Source organism: Aestuariimicrobium sp. p3-SID1156, assembly GCF_025144225.1.
In the GTDB taxonomy this organism is placed as follows: Bacteria; Actinomycetota; Actinomycetes; order Propionibacteriales; family Propionibacteriaceae; genus Aestuariimicrobium.
Genome location: NZ_JALXXB010000004.1, coordinates 35007 through 53355 on the forward strand (window position 1 = coordinate 35007; position 18349 = coordinate 53355).

The following is an 18349-nucleotide window of genomic DNA, read 5'->3' on the forward strand; positions in this document are numbered from 1 at the left end:
CGCCCATGACCACCACCCTGCTCCTGCTCCGACACGGCCAGACCGACTGGAACGCCTCCGGCCGTTTCCAGGGCCAGAAGGACGTCCCGCTCAACTCCACCGGGCACCAACAGGCTGCTGTGGCGGCCCGCGCGCTGGCGGCCATGAATCCCGATGCCCTGTGGTGTTCACCGCTGACCAGGACGCGCGAGACCATGGCTCCACTGGCGCAACGCACCGGGTTGCCCGTCAGCTACGACGACCGGCTCAAGGAGATCCACGTCGGCAGCTGGGAGGGGCTGACGATGGAGACCGTCGACCAGGTCGACCCCGGGTTCCGACGCGCGCTGGCGGAGGCTCGCGATTACCGCCGTTCACCGCAGGGGGAGACCGCCACCGAGACCGGATTGCGTTGGGCGTCCGCCATCAGCGACATCTCCACAGCGCATGAGGGCCAGCTGGTGGTGGTCGTCAGCCACGGCCTGGCGCTGCGGCAGGGCGTCTGCGCCTTCCTGGGCTGGAGCTGGGAGGTCAGCCAGCAGCTGGGCAGCTTTGACAACTGCTCGTGGGCGACGCTGGAGGATCGTCACGGCCGGTGGCGGCTGGCCACCTACAACGAAAACGTGTCCTCGATGATGGCGCTCATGGACGACCCGTCCCCGGAACAAGCCTAGGGCTTGAATACCTTGTCAGCGGGTGGTTCCGGGCTCGATTTCACAAACCGGTTCGGAGTGCGCTAATCTCTTCTAGTCCCAAGCGGAGGTCGGAAGACCGAAACGAGGGGCCACCCGCCGCAAGGCTTGGGGCTATGGCGCAGTTGGTAGCGCGCTTCCATGGCATGGAAGAGGCCAGGGGTTCGAATCCCCTTAGCTCCACCAGATCGGACGTAGTAGAACACCTGACATCGTTGGGTGCGAGGGCGGCGAACGGCTCGTTGAGCTGGATCGCCGCTTTTTCGTCTTCGGTGATGAGGACGCATTGGTAGAAGGCTTGGTTTGCGAGGCGCTTGCCCAGGTCGTCGGTGCGCTCGTACATGGTGGCGCAGTCGGCCAGCAGCCGTAGTGCGGTGGCGAGGTGCTGGCGGGGGCCGTCGTGGTCGTGCCGCTCAGCTTCCAGGCGGCGGGTGACATCGGCCAGAGCGATCCTGATCCGGTCCTGGTGTCGTTTCAGGGTGTCGAGGTCGATGGCGTCGGCGAAGTGGGCTTCGAGGAGTTTGTCTGCTTCGGCTTCCAGCCGCTGTTTGGTGGCGGTGAGGTCGTCGATGGCTTGGGACCGTTCAGCCAGGCGCTCATCGAAGGCCGCTTCGACCCGTTCTGCGAGCTGTGCGTAGGTGGTCGGGGTGGTGGCGATCTGTTGGTAGCAGTCGGTGACGAGTTGTTCGGCGATGCCGACGGGCACAGCCTTCCTCGTGCAGCGGGTGCGTTTGGTGGCTCGGCCGGTGCAGATGTAGTAGTGAACCGCACTGGGTTTGATGGAGACTCGCCCTATTTGATTCCTACCAGCACCTGTTCCTTCGGCATGACTCCATCCTCGTTTCCAAGACCAGGTGTCTCCAACAAACTCAGTACGTTTCAACCAGCCACGAAGTTGAGGTCACGTCACCGCGGTACGTGGCCCGTGGGTGGGGGTCTTGTCATGCGAATGGGCGGGTTCATCTCGCTTGTCGGCGCTGGGCTGCAGGATACTTGTATCTGAGCGCGGCATCAGGGCGCTTCGTCGGTAGAGCGCAAGGAGACAAGATGTCATTAGCCTGCACCGCTACAAGGAATCTAGCCCACGCGGCCGTTGAACTGTCGTTTGGATTCGCTCTACTGCGCCTTCAGGGTGGGTTGGTGGGCGCGTCGAGTGGCTATCGAGAGTTTGTGGCCTGATGTGGATTACTGGCGACGTCGAGTTACCTGACGAGATCCTCGATGCCCACGAGCATGGGGAGCTGGTGTTCTTCGTCGGTGCAGGGGCTTCGGTGGGCAAACCGTCGAACCTTCCACTCTTTGAGAGCCTCGCGGAGGAACTTGCGGGACTGGCTTCGCACCCATTCTCAGGGAGCGGCGGGCTGGACTTTTTTATTGGGCAGCTGGAGTCGCTCCCTCAGGGATTCGACGCCCATCAGCACGCCCACACGCTGATTTCTGATCCGAGGTCACGATTCAATTCGCTACATAGTGCGGTTGTGGACCTCGCGGCAATCGGAGGAGCGTTCCGCGTGGTGACCACTAACTACGACGATCACCTTGCCTCTGCTGCAAGAAGCGAATCGATCGCGGTACCTGACACCTGGTACGCCCCGGCGTTGCCTCTCGGACATGACTTTGCTGGGCTCGTGCATCTGCATGGTTCAATACGGCGCCCGAAGGAGGAGATGATCCTCACCGACCGTGACTTCGGCCATGCATACATCACCGATGCGTGGGCAGCACGGTTCCTCCTTCCCATGTTCGATCGATTCACAGTGGTGTTCGTCGGCTACAGCCATGACGACGTGATCATGCGGTACCTCGCGCTCGGGCTGCCCTCCAGTGGCAACGGCAAGCCCTCCAGGCGGTTCGCGTTTACGAGCGACCCGACGAACAGCAAGTGGGGATATCTGGGGATACGGCCGATCGCATACCCGGTGGTCGGGCGCGATCATCATGCGCTCGTGGCGGCGCTTACCGCGTGGGCGGATCGAGCGAAGATGGGGCAGACTGACCACCGGTCGCGTGTCCAGGAGATCGTTGGCGGCGGTACTGCAATGCCATTGCCCGACCGCGACTACCTCCATGGTCGTCTCCGGACGACAGACGGCGCCCGCGACTTCGCGCTTGCGACGGAATCGCTGCCCGACGAGACCAAGCTCGAATGGCTGACTTGGATGGAGGACAACCCTGAGTTCAAGGGCCTATTCTCGCCGCGGGACGTGCCTGCCGCGACGGCGGTGCTAGGCAACTGGCTCGCACGGACCTTCATCGAGTCAACGACGCTGAACGGTGCGGCACTCCAGACCATGCAACGACTCGGGCAATCGATGACGGCTTCGCTCTACCGGACCGCCTGCTGGCTCGCTGACGATCTCAGCAAACAAGACTCGTCTGCCGGAGAACGGTGGCAAGTGCTTCTGGCTACATCGATACACGGACAGTCGGCTCCGCTAGGAACCGAGTTCCTCATGCCGTTCCTGCCCGATTCGACGGCACGCAGCACGGCTGTGCTGCGTGCCGCGCTGCGGCCGTTCCTCAAGCTGGAACGGCGTTGGTTCGTCGATGAGTCGACGGAACGCACGGTCCTTCCCGATGCAAGGGTCACCTGGAACTCGGAAGAGTACGCGCTGACCCAGCACATCATGCTTATCTTGCAGAAATCTGCCCCGGCAGATCGCTCTCTCGGTGGTGTCCTGGAAGATGCCATCGCGGCGGCGTACGACCTGCTCGATGCGTATCACGGCGACCGAAATTGGGACCCCCTCACGCATCACCGATCTGCAATCGAACCACACCCCCAAGATGCATTCCGGGAGCCGCTTGACGCAGTCATAGACGGCCTCCGCGAATACGGGATCAAGGCGCTGCCCCTCTGGCCAGACCTGCCCGATCGATGGTGGAATCTCGACCGTGCGCTCATGCAGCGCCTGGCCTTGCATCTGGTAGCGATCGACCCGGAACGGAGTGGGGATGACAAGCTCTCGTGGCTCCTCGATCGAACTGGACTATACGCACACGATCTGAAACATGAGACCTATCAGATACTCGCCGCCGCAGCCGGTACTGCGACGCCACCGCTCAAACAGCGAGTCTTAGACGCTGCCGACGCTGGACCCGACTATCCCGAAGAGATTCCCGACCGCGACCGTCACTTCGCGTACGCGAAGTACAACTTGCTCGCATGGTTAACGCAAGCCGACCCTGACTGGGCGGAGGCGCAGGCCGCGTTCGACGCGATCCAAGCTGAGAACTCTGGTTTCAGGGTGCGAGAACATCCTGATTTCGACACGTGGATGACGAGCGGAACCTGGGGTGGGAAGCCGCCGATGGACATCGAGGAGTTTATCCAGGCGCTCGATCAGAACGTGAGTGCTGCACTCGATGAGCTGCTGTCCCACGACTACTCCGAACGCCACTTCGATCAGCCCGACTGGCGAGATGCGCTCGGGCTTGTGCAACAGGCCGTCGAGCAACGCGCGGACCTTGGCGTTCAACTCTGGGACGCCGTCATCAGCCGCGACGAGCGTGACGAGAAGCAGGTCGACCTATGGCGCGCGATCGCCGAGGGATGGGGGAAAGCCCAGCTGCGAGATTTTGGCCTCAGGGCTCTCCAGCGCCTCACCACGCTGCTTGCGGACAAGAACTCCGCCTATGCATTAGGGCGGTTCCTGCTTGAGCAGATTCGACAGCAGATCGACGCAGATGAGTCGCCGGTGCTCGCGGCCATGCGCGATCTGGCGCGAGCACTCTGGCGTGAGCAGGGCGCAGGGTTCAAGCATCGAGAAGATTCGCCCCCCCTGTCGTTCGCACCGCTCTACTTGAACTCTTGGCCGGGCTTCGTGGCCGAGTACTGGAATAGCGAGGTCGATCGTCGCTGGCGACACTCACGTGAGGATTGGGCTGGACTCAACGACGAGGAGTCGGAGGCGCTCGTCGCGCTGCTGAACGGCAACGAGGATGCACTGGACGCTACACAACCCGCGATTGCTGGTCAGGTGTTCTTCTACTTTGCCGCGGACGCTGACTTCGCGGCGGCGCATTTGCTCCCTCTCTTCAACGACCCGCAGCGACACGCCTTTGGCTGGTACCCGTTCCTGCACCATCCTCGGTGGAACGACCGGCTCCTCGCGGCCGGGCTGTTTGACAGCATGGTCGCCGAACTCAGCCGTATCGACGAATTGCCAGACCAACAACTGCATCACATCTTCCTAGGGTTCATAACCTCCGTGGTGTCATACGCAGGCATCACGAGTACCGACCGGAAGCGCCTGCTTGATCAGACAGTGCTCGCGTCAAACGGCTCGCACGCCGATGGCTTCGCTGAAGCGGTCGCCCGATTCCTCCGCGAAGATGGCGTCGACGGGGCCGATGTCTGGCGCCGGTGGCTCGGCGAGCATCTGGAACGCCGACTCAGCGGGCAGCCGCGGGTCGCATCCGCAGAAGAGCTTGCATGCTGGGCGGACGTCGTTCCTGTCGTGGGTGAATTCGTCCCTGCCGCAGCGATCCTTTTCGGCGGACACGGTATCGGTCTGGGTGAGCGATTCTTCAATCGAGAGTTTCCGGATGGAGTTCTCGCCGCTTATGGCCCTGAGCTCGTTGCCTTCTTCGCCGAGCGTGTTCGAAACACGATCAGCTCTGAACACATGGTGAGGTTCCGGGTGCAGCAGTTGGCTGAGACGATACAGAGCGCGGTCGGCGCTGCAGTTGCACAACCGCTGGTCGAAGCCGCGGAAGAAATGGGCTTCCTCGACTCGAACAGGTGAGCAAAACCTCGAATGGATTAGGTTGGCCGTTGGTGCGTTTGTCTGGAGCCTGTCCTTCTTGCCAGTAGACGGTTTGTGTGGATTCCTGTCGCGGATCGTGTAAGCCTTATGTGTTCGTCCAGACGGTTGTTCGGTGAATATTGAACCGTCGGCAGCCTCTTCCTCTCCGTTTGCGCGGGCGGTTCGGATTGCGTTCACTTCTTCCGGAGCCAATGGTGTTCGTGACCGTCTCGTTGGGTTCGCCACGCCCCAGGATCCGGCTCGGCAGCCGGCCGCTCCTTGCTCGCGTCATCCCGTTTCGCCTGTTCCCAAGCGGAACTCAGCCGTTCCAACCGCTGCCACGTGTTCGGGCTGAGTCCACCGGAGGCCACCAAAGGGTTCTTACTGGAACCGCTTGGGTGGCAAGACCCGAGATAGTCATAACCGCCGGACTCAGTCGAGTCCGGCGGTTCTGCGTTTTCTTCCTCCAGTCTGTGCTCGGCAAGCTCCGCGCGGCTTGGATCGCCTCGGCGAATACGGTGCGCTCTGCCTCGGTCAGCGGAGGCTCGTTGGGGCACTCCGGTACGGCATCGATGTAGATCCGGCTGAACCATGCGTGATGAAACCGGCGGCGGTCTCCGTCGCTCAGTTGCTGGCAGGTGGGCACGGGATCGGTGATGAGTGCCAGCACGGCGTCGAGGGTGGCCTGGGTATCAATGCCCGCACGCTCCAAGGCGTCGAGCTCTGCCTCGAGCCTCGAGTTGATTGCCGTATTCGAGCAGCGGAATGTGAATACGCGTCGAGCACTCCTGCCTGACAACAGCCAAGCATCGTCTCAGGTCGCCATGGACACCTTCATGAGTACCTACGTTGATGACCATGCCGACCCCAGCACGGGCGAGCCGTATCGACTGATCTCCTGGATGAAGCAGGGCTCAATCGAGCGTGGTGATATTGCCTATGGCTTTTGGGCTCGATGCGGCACTGACGGCACGATCGTTGACATCCTAGGAACTGGGCCCGTGGGAACCTTCACCATCAAGCTTGAAAGTGGTGGCTACTACTGCGCCTCGAACCAGCCGTTGTAGTTCCCGCTCGACATGGGTCACGCGGGCTGGTGTCCCCACTCAACTGCGTATCGGTGTCGGTGCATCGCGATAGGAAGGGTCCATGAGGTTCACTCTGGCTCGTCAGCAGTTTGAGTTGACGGCCGATGACGTGCGGGATCGGCTTGTTGGCTGCCAGCCCGACTCTATCCACCAGTACTGGGTTGACGTCGACGGAGTCCGCTGGCCGGTCAAGCAGGTCATGGCAGTTGCCACTGGTCTCAGCAAGGGCGATTTTCAGTCACAGAACTGTCGACGGCTCCTCGCGAAGCTCGGTTTCACGATCGGCAAGGGCGGTTCGCCGCTGAGTGTGCCAGCGCCGAAGCGACAGGCTGAGCGCTGCCGCCGACAGCTTCCGCCATGGGAGAGCCAAACAGCCGACGTCGTGCTGGTCGGGTGCGTCAAGAGCAAGCGGTCACAGGGGGCGTTGGCGAAGGATCTCTATACGTCTGACTACTTCGCCAAGATGCGTGCGTACGCCGAGCGCATGGGTCGGCCGTGGTTCATCCTGTCGGCCGAGCATGGGCTGGTCACCCCGGAAGAGTGGCTTGAGCCTTACGATTGCTACCTACCCGACATGAGCGTTGAGTACCGCCGCAGTTGGGGGCAGCGCGTGGCCGCCCAGCTGTCCCAGACTATCGGATCGCTGGGGGGTCTGGTCATCGATATCCATGCAGGCTCGACCTACGTCGACTCGGCTGAACCGGCCCTCGTCGCCCTTGGAGCTGTGGTGATCGACGATCGAAAGGGCCTGTCCTTCGGCCGCCGACTCTCCTGGTACCTGCAGCGCGGGCAGACTACTGAGGTGAGCGTGGGAGCGGTCGCGGAGCAACTCAAAGACTCCTTGCGGGCATGGTCGCTGCCAGCGTTCCTTGCAACCAACGGCGACGGATTGCGCTCCGCAGGGATGTACAGCTGGTGGGTCGACGAGATGGGCGCCGACGACCTGAGCCGGGGTCTGGGGCACCACATTCCAGCGGGGCTTGTCTATGCCGGGCTCGCTGGCGCGACTCGGAGCGGCGGAGCCGCATCGTCGAACACGCTGTGGGGCCGGATCGCCACCATGCACCTTGGTACCCGACATGAGTTCTCGACCCTGCGTCGGACCCTCGGATCTATTCTCGCGGAAACCCATGGGTTGGTAGCGATCGACGAGGCAGAACTGTCGCGGTGGATGCACGCGCATCTCAAGGTTGTGGCGATTCCGGTCGCTGATGGTGACACGTTGGATCAGATTGAGACGGAGCTGCTCGTGGCACTCGACCCACCGCTCAACCTGGCCAAGGTCGCGAAGACTCCGCTGCGTGCTCGGATATCGGCGCTGCGAAAGCAATACTCGTCAACGGACAGGATTGCGGAGGCCCCCGCCAGGGAGTGACGTGACGGCATGAGCGCCGGTGCGGGATGTCAATAGTGACTCTGTCGGTGTCCTCCGCATCCGAGCAAGAGCTGGCGGCGAAACAGACGGAGGGTCTGCTTGCTATCGGTGACGCGTCATGGGAACTGACGCCAGACCGGTGGGTGCAACCGGGCGTTCTGCACGAAGGTCTTCATCGACGAGGGCACCGCCGTAGACGCGAACAAGGCCCGGCGTCGGTGCGGGTCCGGGCGCCGGTGGAGGTGCGGATGCTGGCGCCTATTCGTCCTCGGGTTCGGGCAACTGACCAAGTGGGGGCGTCCACTGTCCCCGCTCGGCGCGCTCCAACCACTGCCGGCGCAGCAGGTTGACCGGAAGGTGGGCCACCTCGATGCCGACGATCCCGCCGGCGGTACGCAGGTCCGCCAGCGGACCGGACACCAGTTCCTGCAGTCGTTCGGCATCCTCGGCACGGGCACAGGCCCACAGGATGTGCCGACCGTTCGCGACGGACACCTGGGCGTGGGCGTCCCCGATCAGCTTCGAGGTGGCCTCGGGGGTGAGGCGTCCATGCTCGTCCAAGCGTCCGGGGTCCATGGCGTGCGTGGGCCCGAGGGAGGGGAACGCCACGACCAGGGCGTCCCCGCGTAATCCGTCGAAGACGTACTTGGCGGCGCTGTCGGGATCCGAGACCTCAAGCCGGGTGTCGCCGTACATCCCGGTGAGCGCGGTCACGTAGCGCATCGGGGACACCGTGCGCGGACGACCGGTCATGGTGTTGCCCCCGTTCCGGTGGGGTCGGCCTCCAGGGCATCGAGATAGGCCGCCCCGTCCCGGACATGATCGCGGATCCGGTCGAGCACGAACCTGACTGCCCCGAGGTCACCACCGGGCGGAAACAGCAGCGCGACGGCGTGGGCCAGCGTCGGCAGTTCCGCCCCGGCCGAACCCCACAGTGCGGTGGCAACGATGTCGATCTGGGTGATGCCGTGTTGTGGCCGACCGGAGCCATCACGAGCCGCGCCCAGGCTGCGCAGGGGTGCCGGGCCCGAACGGCTCAGCATCTCGGTGGTGGACAACCCGGCCAGCAGCGGGCGGAACACAAGCCTCCGCAGGTCCTGCAGGGCGCTCGGGCCGCGCACCCGGTGCACCAGTGCGCGCTGTTCGAGACGGTCCAGGGCGTATTCGGTGTTGCGCAGCCCCCGTTCCCGGGCTGCGGCCAGCAGTTCTTGCACCTGGCGCTCACCGGAGGGCGCGAGGGTGTCGAGGTCGCGCACGAGGGCCCACAACGCCCCCTCATCGGCATCGAGGACTTCCGGACGTCCGGCCACGCGCACCATGGTGGGGACGTCGTCGGTCGCATCGACCTGGAACCCGATCGGCAGCACACACAGATCGGTGTCAGCGCCGGCCGTGAGGGTGAGCCGTGCCGGGTCGACGACATTGTTCGGGGCGCAGGACTGTGCCGGCACGTCGAGGTAGGCCACATCCTCGGCAAGCAATGGCAGCAGCTCTTCGGCGATCCGGTCGGCGGTCCGGTGGGTGGACCGCTCTGTCGTGGCACCCTCCACCCAGGCGGCCCCGATGGCGTCGAACAGGCCGTCATGGGTCGGGCCCAATGCCAGGACGTCTCGGATCAGCTGGCTCACCGGAGTGGTCGCGTGATCGAGACCGCGGGCGGCTCGAGCCCTGGCGACGATGCCGGTCGGTGAACTGGTGTCGGAGGCGAAGGTGCGCAGGGGCAGCAGGCGGAGCCGGGACAGTTGGTCGCCCAGGGTGGTGTCCTGGGCCCACGCCTGGACGACGAGCCCCTGACGGGTCAGGTCCTCCACCGCGTCCTCGCGGGTCACCTCGTACGGCCACGGGAGCCGTTCGAGGTCGAGCGCACCGAGTGGGCGTCCCAGGTCGGCCGGTCGGTGCCGTAGGGCCAGCCAGATGCGCGCCGCGGGTGCCGGGATCGCGCGCGAGCGCCCACCGAACTCGACGCTGTAACGCTCGCACTGTGCGTCCAGGTACCCGAGTGGACGGCCCAGGGGCAACAGCATGGTGGGCGCCAGGTCGGCATCGGTCAACTCCCCGGCGGCAGCGAACAGCTCCTCGGCGCGTACCGTGCGGCGGCCGGGGGAGGTCTGCTCACCGAGCAGCCCGCTCACCTCGGGGACGCGAATGTCGATCGATGCCTCGGGGAAGTGCTTGCGCTGGGAGGCCACCAGAGAGATGACGTGGTCACGCAGTACGTCCGCGTCCGAGGCGCTCTGGAACAGCCAGGCGATCCGGCTGCCGGCTGAGGCCCAGACCTGCTGCAGGGCGATCGACAGGTAGTAGCGCAGCGCTTCGGTTCGGGCCGTTGCGCCCAGGGCGGACAGGCCTGCATACGGCACGACGAATAGGAATTCGCCGTCGCGGAACCCGTCGAACGTGGCCCGGCTGCCGCGCGGCCCACTCGCGACGTAGGTGTCGGTGCCCGGTGTGCCGGTCGCGCGGAGCCGGAACGCTGCGGGGGAGTCCATGTTGTATTGCACGTCACGATTCTCGCCCCTCGAGGGGCCATTGCCGGGACGATCACGAAGTCGGTGGAAATGGTGCGGTGGCGAGGAGGTCAGCGGTTGCGGCGCCACAGCTCGGCGGTGAGAGCGGTGGCGAAGACGGCCCAAGCGGCATAGGGCGCAAGGACGAACCCACGCTCTTTGTGTCGACCGACCCGTCGCACCAAGTCTGCGGAGCTCGCGGCTAGGGCCGCGGCCACGCCGGTGGCGGCCGGCATCGAACGCAACTGCCAGAACACCCACGACCATCCGCCATTGAGGACGAGGTTTACGCCGAGCGCTGCGGCATACTCCCTGGCCTCGTCGGCCTTTTCTTCGTCGAGCAGGTCGGCGAGGTGGACGGCGGAGACGAAGGCGAGGTCGGCATAGAGCGCCGTCCATACGGGCCCAAAAACCTGGTTCGGCGGCTGCCAGACGGGCTTGTCCAAGCTCTTGAACCAGCGGGTGGCAGGCACTGTTGCGGCGACACCGGCGGCAGCCGTGACGGCCACCGCGGCCCCCGTGGCGCCCAGGAGCTTCCAGAAGCGGTACTGGTCAACGCCGACGGTCTCCCGGCGTACGGCTTCATCGAAACCGATCGTCCCGCCCTGGGGGGCTCCCACGAGCTTGTCGAGGTCGCGTTCGAGGACCACGTTGTCGTGGTGCAGCGACTCGACCAGTGGCCGGGCCATGTTCGCCGCTATGGGCGTCACCAGGCTGATCCAATAGGAGGCCAGCCTCGGGGTCCACACCGGCGCAGTGACCGATGGCCGCGGCCCAAGGCCTTGGATGGCGGCATAGCGGCTCATCATGTCGGCGTAGCTGAGCACGTCGGGACCGCCCACATCGAAGGAGCGGGTCAGCTCGCGCGGCAGGTCGGCAGCTCGGATCAGGTAGTGGATGATGTCATCGACGTGGATCGGTTGGATGCGGTTCTGCAACCAGCGCGGCCCCACCGAGCCGGGTAACCTCTCCGAGAGCGTGCGCAGCATGTCGAACGAGGCCGAGCCGTTGCCCAGCACCACCCCGGCCTGAACGGCGGCGGTCGGAACCCCGCTGTCCATCAGGATCCGGCCCACCTCCACCCGGCTGGCGAGATGAGGGGACAGCTGCTCCCCCTCGGGGTGCAAACCACCGAGATAGACGATGCGCTGCACGCCCGCCTTTTTCGCGGCGTCGGCGAAAGCGGTGGCGATCCGGCGGTCGGTGGCGGCGAAGTCGTCATCACCGCCCATGGAGTGGATCAGGAACCAGGCCACGTCGACGCCCTCCAGGGCGCGGGCCAGGTCGGCGGCGGAGTTCGCGTCACCCTCGGCGACCTCCACCCGCTCGCGCCAGGCATCGGGCAGCTTCTCCGGGCTGCGAGCCAGCACCCTCACCCGCCAGCCCTCGCCGAGAAGTCGTTCGGTGACGCGACCGCCGATGTAACCGGAGGCGCCAGTGACCAGGGCGGTGCGCTGCCGGTGGCGGACGCCGGTAGAGGAACGGTCAGAAGTGTCGTCAGAGCTCACATACCCCATCCTGCCCCGGTTGGGCCCCGACCCGCAGCACTTCCGCCTCGAAGGAGCGCGGATGGCCTGCTCCATGGCGTTGCCCAGATAGCCTGAAGACCACCCCGACGAGAGGTGACCCCGATGGTCCCCATTCCCGTGCGGCGCTTCGTCTACGCGTCGTTGCTGCAGCCAGCGGCCAACGCCGAACCACGCGAAAATCGCGCTCGTCGTGCCACCGTGTGCGCTTTCACCCTGCTGGCCGGGGCCCTGACGCTGCGCTGGTCGCTCCGGGTGCCCCCCGGTGACCCCCTGTTCTACCCGGCCACGTCGGCCCTGGCCCTGGTGTGGCTGGTGGGAGGCCGACTGTCGGGGCCAGTCACCCGGCGCGCCGACCGCCGTGCCGACGGTGCGTCCGAGAACCACCGCATTGCGGAGTCGGTGTTGTGGGGCGGGCTGTTGCTCGTGCTCTTCCTCGTCGGTGCCGTCGTGGTGTCGCGCATCCCCCCACTGGCCGGCCCGGTGCAGGGTCTGCTCGACCACGCCCGCCGCGGCTCCCTGCCGCTTGTGGCATTGCTCACCGCCGTCAACGGGCTGGCCGAGGAGTACTTCTTCCGTGGAGCCCTCTTCCAGGCGCTACCGTCGCGCTGGCGCGTGGGGGCCAGCACCGTCCTCTACGCCGTCGTGACCTCCTTCAGCGGCATCCCGCTGCTGGTTCTCGCTGCCGCGATCCTTGGGACACTCGTCGGCTTGCAACGTCGCGCCACGGGCGGTTACCTCGTCCCCACAGTCACTCACCTGGTCTGGTCGCTCGGCATGCTCTTTCTGCTGCCCGGCGCACTGGCGATGGGGGCACGATTGCTGTCGTGAGTTCCATCTCTGGGCCATTGCGGAGGGCGGCCTCTGCCGGGGTGGCGCATGAGACGATAGAACATCGCACGCCGCCCCAGGAAAGCCGATGACACCCGCCTCTTGTGTCCACGACCCCTCGCCCACCTTGCTGTGGCTGCGAGAGGACCTGCGCACCTCGGACCATGAAGCCCTGATGGTCGCCTGCGCCGATGGTGGTCCGGTGGTGGCGTTGTGGATCCGGGAGGAATGCGCCCGGGGGCCCGGTGGTGACGTCGTGGGCCCACGCCCACCAGGTGCTGCCGTTCGCTGGTGGACCCACCGCAGCCTGGAGGCGCTGACCGGCCAGCTCGAGGAGCTCGGCATCCCGCTGCTCTTCGCCCGGGGAGATGCCCGCATGATCATCCCCGCGGTTGCGCACCGGCTGGGGGCGGGGGTCGTTCGCTGGCAGCGTCGCCATGCCCCCGCCGCGCGCGCACTGGACGCCCAGGTCAAGGCAGCCCTGCTCAACGACGGCCTGCAGGCCCACAGCCATGCCGGGGCCCTGCTCGTCGAACCGTGGATGCTCACCACCCACGCCGGTGAGCCCTATGGCGTCTTCACCCCTTTTTACCGGGCCGCGTCCGACATCCCGGTGGCTGCCCCACTGCTCGCCCCAGACCCAGTGGTCCTTCAGTCACGCTCACTGGCCCCGGCCCTGGAGGCCATGCGTCGTGACGGCCTGCTGGTTGACCTCGATGCCCTGGGTCTGCTGGACCGGCATCCCGCCTGGTGGGCCGAGACCGTCGAGCGGCACTGGATACCAGGGGAGCCCTCGGCCAGCGAGCGGCTCGATCACCTCGAACAGTGGATGGTCGGCTACCGCAGCTCGCGTGATCGCCCTGGCGATCCCGAGTCCACCAGCCGCCTGTCGCCGCATCTGCGCGCCGGGGAACTGTCACCCCGTCAGCTGCTGCACGTGGCCCGCACCGCCCGGGATGAGGGCCGGGTGGGGGCCGCGGATGCGGCCGCGTGGGTGCGCCAGCTCTACTGGCGGGAGTTCTGCTGGCACCTGGCCTTCCACCGCCCTGACGTCTCCACTGTGCCGATGCGACCGAACTTCGCCCGCTTCCCTTACCAGCACGACGAAAATCTGGCACGGGCCTGGCGGGAGGGCGCCACTGGCATCGACCTCGTCGATGCCGGCATGCGGCAGCTGTGGCAGACCGGCTGGATGCACAACCGGGTGCGGATGTTGGCCGCCTCACTGTTCACCAAGAACCTGCTGCTGCCCTGGCAGGAGGGCGAGCAGTGGTTCTGGGACACGCTGGTGGACGCCGACGAGGCCAACAATCCCGTCTCTTGGCAGTGGGTGGCCGGCTGCGGCGCCGATGCCGCACCCTACTTTCGGGTCTTTAATCCCGAGCTCCAACGCGAACGCTTCGATCCCGGGGCCAGCTACACCAGCCGCTGGCTGCCTCAGGGAACGGTTCGCCCGCGGACGCCGGTGGTGGACCTGAAGAATTCGCGCGCCGTGGCCCTGGCCGCCTACCAGCAGATACGCAGGGGCGGCAGCCACGCCAAGCAGGCCACCCAACCCGTCCTTCCCTCCGCTGGCACCAGGGGCCAGGCGTGACCCGCACCGCCCTGGTGGCGAGCTCACCGATCGTCGCCCACACGTTGAATGCGACGCCAGTGGTGCAGGCACTGGTCGCAGCCGGGGTGCGGGTGGTCTGGTACGTGGCACCCGCATTCGCGGCGCACGCCCGCCGCGTCACCGACGACGTGGTGGTGATGGACCACGGCGTGGCGGCCCTGGCCGAACACGACCCCGCATCGCGGGGAGTGATGGGATCGCTGGCAGGGGTGAGACGGCTCTACCGCGACGCCCTGGTGGCACCCGTGGACGACCACCTGCCGATACTGCACCAGCTGGTCGTCACGCATGACGTCGACCTGGTGGTCTCCGACACGCTGATGCTGGCGGCAGGCCTGGTCACCGAGAGCCTGGGCCTGCCGTGGGCGACGATTGGCGATGGCCCACTGCAGTGGCCCCACCCTGACGTGCCCCCCTTTGGCACCGGACTGCCGCCGATGCACGGCCCTGCCGGTCGGCACCGCAACCGCAACGTCAAACGCGCCATCGACGCGGTGTTGTTCTCCCAAGCCCTGGGCATTCTCAACCGGACGCGGCACAGGCTCGGGTTGTGGCCGGCCGCCGACCTGCTCACCGCTGGCGTCTCCCGCCAGCTGCACCTGCAGGGCTGTGTACCGTCATTCGAACAGCCCCGCGATCCATGGCCCGAGCACATCCACTTCGTCGGCGCCCTGGGACCCGGGCCGGGTGCCGCTCCGCCACTGCCCGAGGCGTTGCGCCGACCCCGCCGAAGAAGCCGGCTCGCCTTCGTCAGCCAGGGGACCCGCCGCGACGACCCCCGCGAACTTGTGGACCCAGCCATCGACGTGCTGCTCGCAGAGGGCTTCGAGGTACTCGTCGCCGGGGTGACCCCCAGCAGAGTGCAGCACTCCCGCGTCCACGCCATGACGCGGGTGGACTACCATGACGCGATGCCCCAGGCGGAGCTGTTCGTCACCAACGGCGGCTACACCGGCGTCACCCTGGCACTGGCCACCGGCACCCCCGTGGTGCAGTGCGGTGCCACCGAGGAGAAGGCCGACATCGGCAGGCGGCTGGCCGCCACCGGTGCCGGAGAGTCCATACCCCTGGTCCGGCCGCCGCGCTGGCTGCTGCGCCGGGCCATACGACGCTGCCTGGACGACCCGCAGCGTCGGCAGGCCCGCCAGCGCATCGCCGAGGAGTTCGCCGAGCACCCGACCAGCCAACTGCTCACCGACCACCTACTGTCCCTGCTGGAGGACAGCCGGCATGGCTGAGACCGCCCTGCACCTGGAACAGGTCGGCAAGCGCACCCACGACGGCACCGTGATCCTTCACGACGTCACCCTCACCCTGGAAGCCGGGCAGATGATGGCGCTGATGGGCGGCAACGGGGCCGGCAAGTCCACCCTGCTCGACCTGGTTTGTGGTCTAACCACCCCCACCAGCGGCCGTGTGACGATCCACGGCCACCCACCCCGCGCGGCGATCCGTGCCGGCGGGATCGGCGCCATGGTGCAAGGCGGCAGCCTGCTGCCAGAACTGACCGTCGCCGAGACCATCCGCACCATCGCCGCACTCCATCGCGTGCCCCGCCCCACGCTGGACGAGGACCTCCTGCCACTGGCCGACCGACGCGTGGGTGCCCTCTCCGGCGGAGAACGCCAACGCGTGAAATGGGCCCTCGCCATCCTTGGCAACCCCCGGCTGCTCGTCCTGGACGAGCCCACCGCCGGCATGGACTGGCACAGCAGGCTGCGCTTCTGGAGGCAGGTGCGCCATCACCGCGACCTCGGCACCACCGTGCTCTACGCCACCCACTACGCCGACGAGGTCGACGGCACCGCCGACCTGGTAGCACAGCTCGAAGCCGGAAGGCTGGTCTCGCTCGCCACCCCAGCCCAGGTCCGCGCAGCCGGCACCCAGGAAGTGGGAGGAGCTGGGCTGTTCACCGGCCTCGCAGCCCTGGCCGGGCACAGGCTGAGCGACCAGAAGCCAGCCCGCACCGAAGGTCACCGGTCATGAGGCGTGCACTGCTGCGGGTCGAGCTGCTCAGACTGCGGCGCGACCCGGTGGGCCTGCTCGTGATCATCGCCCTCCCCGTGGTTTTCTACCTTGGCTTCGCCCTCGGGGTGCCGTCCCCCGGCGCCGACCGGGCGGTGGTGCGGGCCAACTTGATGGTGGGCATGGCCTCCTACGGGGCTGCCACCGCTGCCTCCTCCCTTGCAGGGCAGGCGGCGGTCGACCGGGTGCAAGGATGGGGCCGCCAGCTGGCACTCACCCGACTACGAGACGTGGACCACGTCCTGGTGAGAGGCGCTACCGCGGCAGGGGCGGGACTGCTGCCCACCGTCGTGGTCTACCTGACCGGAGCCCTCACCGGGGTCCGGATGTCGCCGACGGCATGGCTGCTCAGCGGCGCGCTCGTGGTCCTGGGGGCCTGGCCATGGGCGCTGTACGGGATGGCCGTCGGGCTGGCCGGACGCACCCAGTCGGCCACGGCCGCCGCCTCGGCCGGACTGGTGCTGTTCGCCTTCGTCGGAGACGTCTTCCTGCCCCTGTCCGGGGTCATGCAGCAGCTTGGCCGGCTGAGCCCGATGTACGGCTCGGTGCAGCTTGCACGCTTTCCCATCGATCGGGGACGGCCACTTTTCGACGGCCAACTCGCCGATCCCTGGTGGCAGTCACTGCTGGTGGCCGTGGCCTGGGGGGCCATCTTTGCCCTGCTTGCAGTGCGGCAGGTGGCGCGCTCCCGGGAGCGCGGCTAGCTTCCTGCGCCCTCGGTGTCAGGCGCTCCTGGCCGGGTGTGGCTGGCCTCAATGATGATCTCGGCGAGCTGGTCGGCGCCTCCCGCCTCGGCGGCGATCACGGGGGCCAGCCGGGATGCGGTGTCAGGGATGGGTTCTTCGAGCGCCCGCTTCAGACAGGCAGTAAGGGCGCGGCAGGTGAGGCGCCAGCGGGGCGGCGCGGAGATCCCGACGCCCAGCTCGGCCACCCGTCGGGCATGCCAGGCCTGGTCGCCCAGATGGGGGACGACCACTGCCGGGGTGCCCGAGGCCAGCGTGGTCAGGGTGGTGCCGGCCCCACCGTGGTGAACTACGGCCGCCACACGTCCCAGCAGCTGACGGTGGTCGGTACCCGGCGCATTCCAGGTCACTTCGTCAACCCGGCCGGTTGGCAGCAACGGAGTCTGCAGCACCAGCGGACGCCCCACGCGGCGCGCGGCGCGTCGAAAGAGCGACACGTCGGCCTGCGGATCCGGGGAGGGGCAGGAGCCGAAACCCATCAGCACCGCGTCGGGATGGTTGTCGAGGAAGCTCGCCAGGCCCGCGTCCAGCGGCTGGGGGGTGACGGGGCCGGTGTCGATCCAGCCCGCATCGGCGGCGCCGGCCGAGAGCGTGGTGCTGGTGGCGCACACCAGGGACTCGACGAGGTCACGGTGGCGGTTGGTGCGCTGCCTGCTGTGGCTCAGGCGGCTGCGTATCGCCTGGTCGGGCCCGGCGCCCAGGCCCGAGGTGAGTCGCCACATCACCGTCGAGACCAGCCAAGCCGCCGCCGGTGGGGCGAGCCTTGGCGCCAGAACGGACTGGTCAGCCCGGGTCGAGGGACGCAACGGCGCCATCAGCACCGTCACCATCGCACTGCCGCGGGCCGCCGCCAGACGTCGCACCATCCGGCGGGAGGCAGTGCCGGCCACGATGACCTCACAGGCCTCAGAGGCCTCGACCACCGCATCCGCCAGTGCCGCCGCGGTCACGGACAGGTTGCGGCGCATCATTAGGTACATGATCCCCGGCTGGGCCAGCGCGGCCCGTCGCAGCCAGGAGTTCTCGGGCCACAGGGCCCGGGATGATCCGGCCGACGCCGGGTGCACAACCATGCCGGTGCCCTCGGCGAGGTGGGCGTAGTCGGCGAGCACGACCAAGCGGACTTGGTGCCCAGCCGCCGCCAGTCGCGCACCGATGGCGACGAAGGGGGCCACATCACCGCGGGAGCCCAGGGCGACCAGACAGCACTTCACCTGACC

At 66.9% G+C, this 18349-nt stretch carries 14 protein-coding genes and 1 tRNA gene; 11 read left to right on the top strand and 4 right to left on the bottom strand.

Features of this window, described 5'->3' with window-relative positions; translation table 11 throughout:
* Positions 1 to 5: 5 nt before the first annotated feature.
* The 6 genes from M3G03_RS06555 (at position 6) to M3G03_RS06580 (ending at position 7882) form a co-directional block, all read left to right on the top strand.
* Positions 6 to 653: a histidine phosphatase family protein gene (locus tag M3G03_RS06555; RefSeq protein ID WP_259808887.1), complete on the top strand. Its 648-nt coding sequence runs from the start codon at positions 6 to 8 to the stop codon at positions 651 to 653.
* A gap of 128 nt (positions 654 to 781) precedes the next feature.
* Positions 782 to 857, top strand: a tRNA-Ala gene (locus tag M3G03_RS06560).
* 214 nt (positions 858 to 1071) lie between these two features.
* The gene (locus tag M3G03_RS06565; RefSeq protein ID WP_259808888.1) at positions 1072 to 1674 is read left to right on the top strand and encodes a hypothetical protein; all 603 of its coding nucleotides are present in this window, start codon (positions 1072 to 1074) and stop codon (positions 1672 to 1674) included.
* A gap of 175 nt (positions 1675 to 1849) precedes the next feature.
* Positions 1850 to 5419: an SIR2 family protein gene (locus M3G03_RS06570; protein ID WP_259808889.1), complete on the top strand. Its 3570-nt coding sequence runs from the start codon at positions 1850 to 1852 to the stop codon at positions 5417 to 5419.
* An 836-nt stretch (positions 5420 to 6255) separates the two neighbouring features.
* A complete protein-coding gene (locus M3G03_RS06575) occupies positions 6256 to 6486 on the top strand; it encodes a hypothetical protein (protein ID WP_259808890.1) in 231 nt (76 codons plus the stop codon).
* An 82-nt stretch (positions 6487 to 6568) separates the two neighbouring features.
* Positions 6569 to 7882, top strand: a complete 1314-nt coding sequence (locus tag M3G03_RS06580) for a DUF6884 domain-containing protein (protein ID WP_259808891.1) — start codon at positions 6569 to 6571, stop codon at positions 7880 to 7882.
* A gap of 258 nt (positions 7883 to 8140) precedes the next feature.
* Here the strand turns inward: M3G03_RS06580 and M3G03_RS06585 are convergent, their stop codons facing one another.
* From M3G03_RS06585 to M3G03_RS06595, 3 genes are all read right to left on the bottom strand, one after another.
* A complete protein-coding gene (locus M3G03_RS06585; RefSeq protein WP_259808892.1) occupies positions 8141 to 8635 on the bottom strand; it encodes a hypothetical protein in 495 nt (164 codons plus the stop codon).
* Positions 8632 to 10383, bottom strand: coding sequence for a hypothetical protein (locus M3G03_RS06590; protein WP_259808893.1), 1752 nt, complete (start codon positions 10381 to 10383; stop codon positions 8632 to 8634). The genes M3G03_RS06585 and M3G03_RS06590 overlap by 4 nt, the downstream gene beginning before the upstream one ends.
* 77 nt (positions 10384 to 10460) lie before the next feature.
* The gene (locus M3G03_RS06595) at positions 10461 to 11897 is read right to left on the bottom strand and encodes a tryptophan-rich sensory protein (protein WP_259808894.1); all 1437 of its coding nucleotides are present in this window, start codon (positions 11895 to 11897) and stop codon (positions 10461 to 10463) included.
* A 123-nt stretch (positions 11898 to 12020) separates the two neighbouring features.
* Here M3G03_RS06595 and M3G03_RS06600 point away from each other — a divergent pair, with 123 nt between their 5' ends.
* The 5 genes from M3G03_RS06600 (at position 12021) to M3G03_RS06620 (ending at position 17090) form a co-directional block, all read left to right on the top strand.
* The gene (locus M3G03_RS06600; protein WP_259808895.1) at positions 12021 to 12746 is read left to right on the top strand and encodes a CPBP family intramembrane glutamic endopeptidase; all 726 of its coding nucleotides are present in this window, start codon (positions 12021 to 12023) and stop codon (positions 12744 to 12746) included.
* An 88-nt stretch (positions 12747 to 12834) separates the two neighbouring features.
* Positions 12835 to 14340 (top strand): deoxyribodipyrimidine photo-lyase, encoded by a 1506-nt coding sequence (locus M3G03_RS06605; RefSeq protein ID WP_259808896.1) that lies wholly within the window; start codon positions 12835 to 12837, stop codon positions 14338 to 14340.
* Positions 14337 to 15599, top strand: coding sequence for a glycosyltransferase (locus M3G03_RS06610; RefSeq protein ID WP_259808897.1), 1263 nt, complete (start codon positions 14337 to 14339; stop codon positions 15597 to 15599). The genes M3G03_RS06605 and M3G03_RS06610 overlap by 4 nt, the downstream gene beginning before the upstream one ends.
* Entirely contained in the window at positions 15592 to 16347 is a 756-nt protein-coding gene (locus M3G03_RS06615) for an ABC transporter ATP-binding protein (RefSeq protein WP_259808898.1), read from the top strand. The genes M3G03_RS06610 and M3G03_RS06615 overlap by 8 nt, the downstream gene beginning before the upstream one ends.
* Positions 16344 to 17090 (top strand): ABC transporter permease, encoded by a 747-nt coding sequence (locus M3G03_RS06620; protein WP_259808899.1) that lies wholly within the window; start codon positions 16344 to 16346, stop codon positions 17088 to 17090. Before M3G03_RS06615 ends, M3G03_RS06620 begins: the two co-directional genes overlap by 4 nt.
* Here M3G03_RS06620 and M3G03_RS06625 read toward each other — a convergent pair.
* Positions 17087 to 18343, bottom strand: coding sequence for a glycosyltransferase (locus M3G03_RS06625; RefSeq protein ID WP_259808900.1), 1257 nt, complete (start codon positions 18341 to 18343; stop codon positions 17087 to 17089). The genes M3G03_RS06620 and M3G03_RS06625 overlap by 4 nt on opposite strands.
* Between the last annotated feature and the right edge of the window lie 6 nt (positions 18344 to 18349).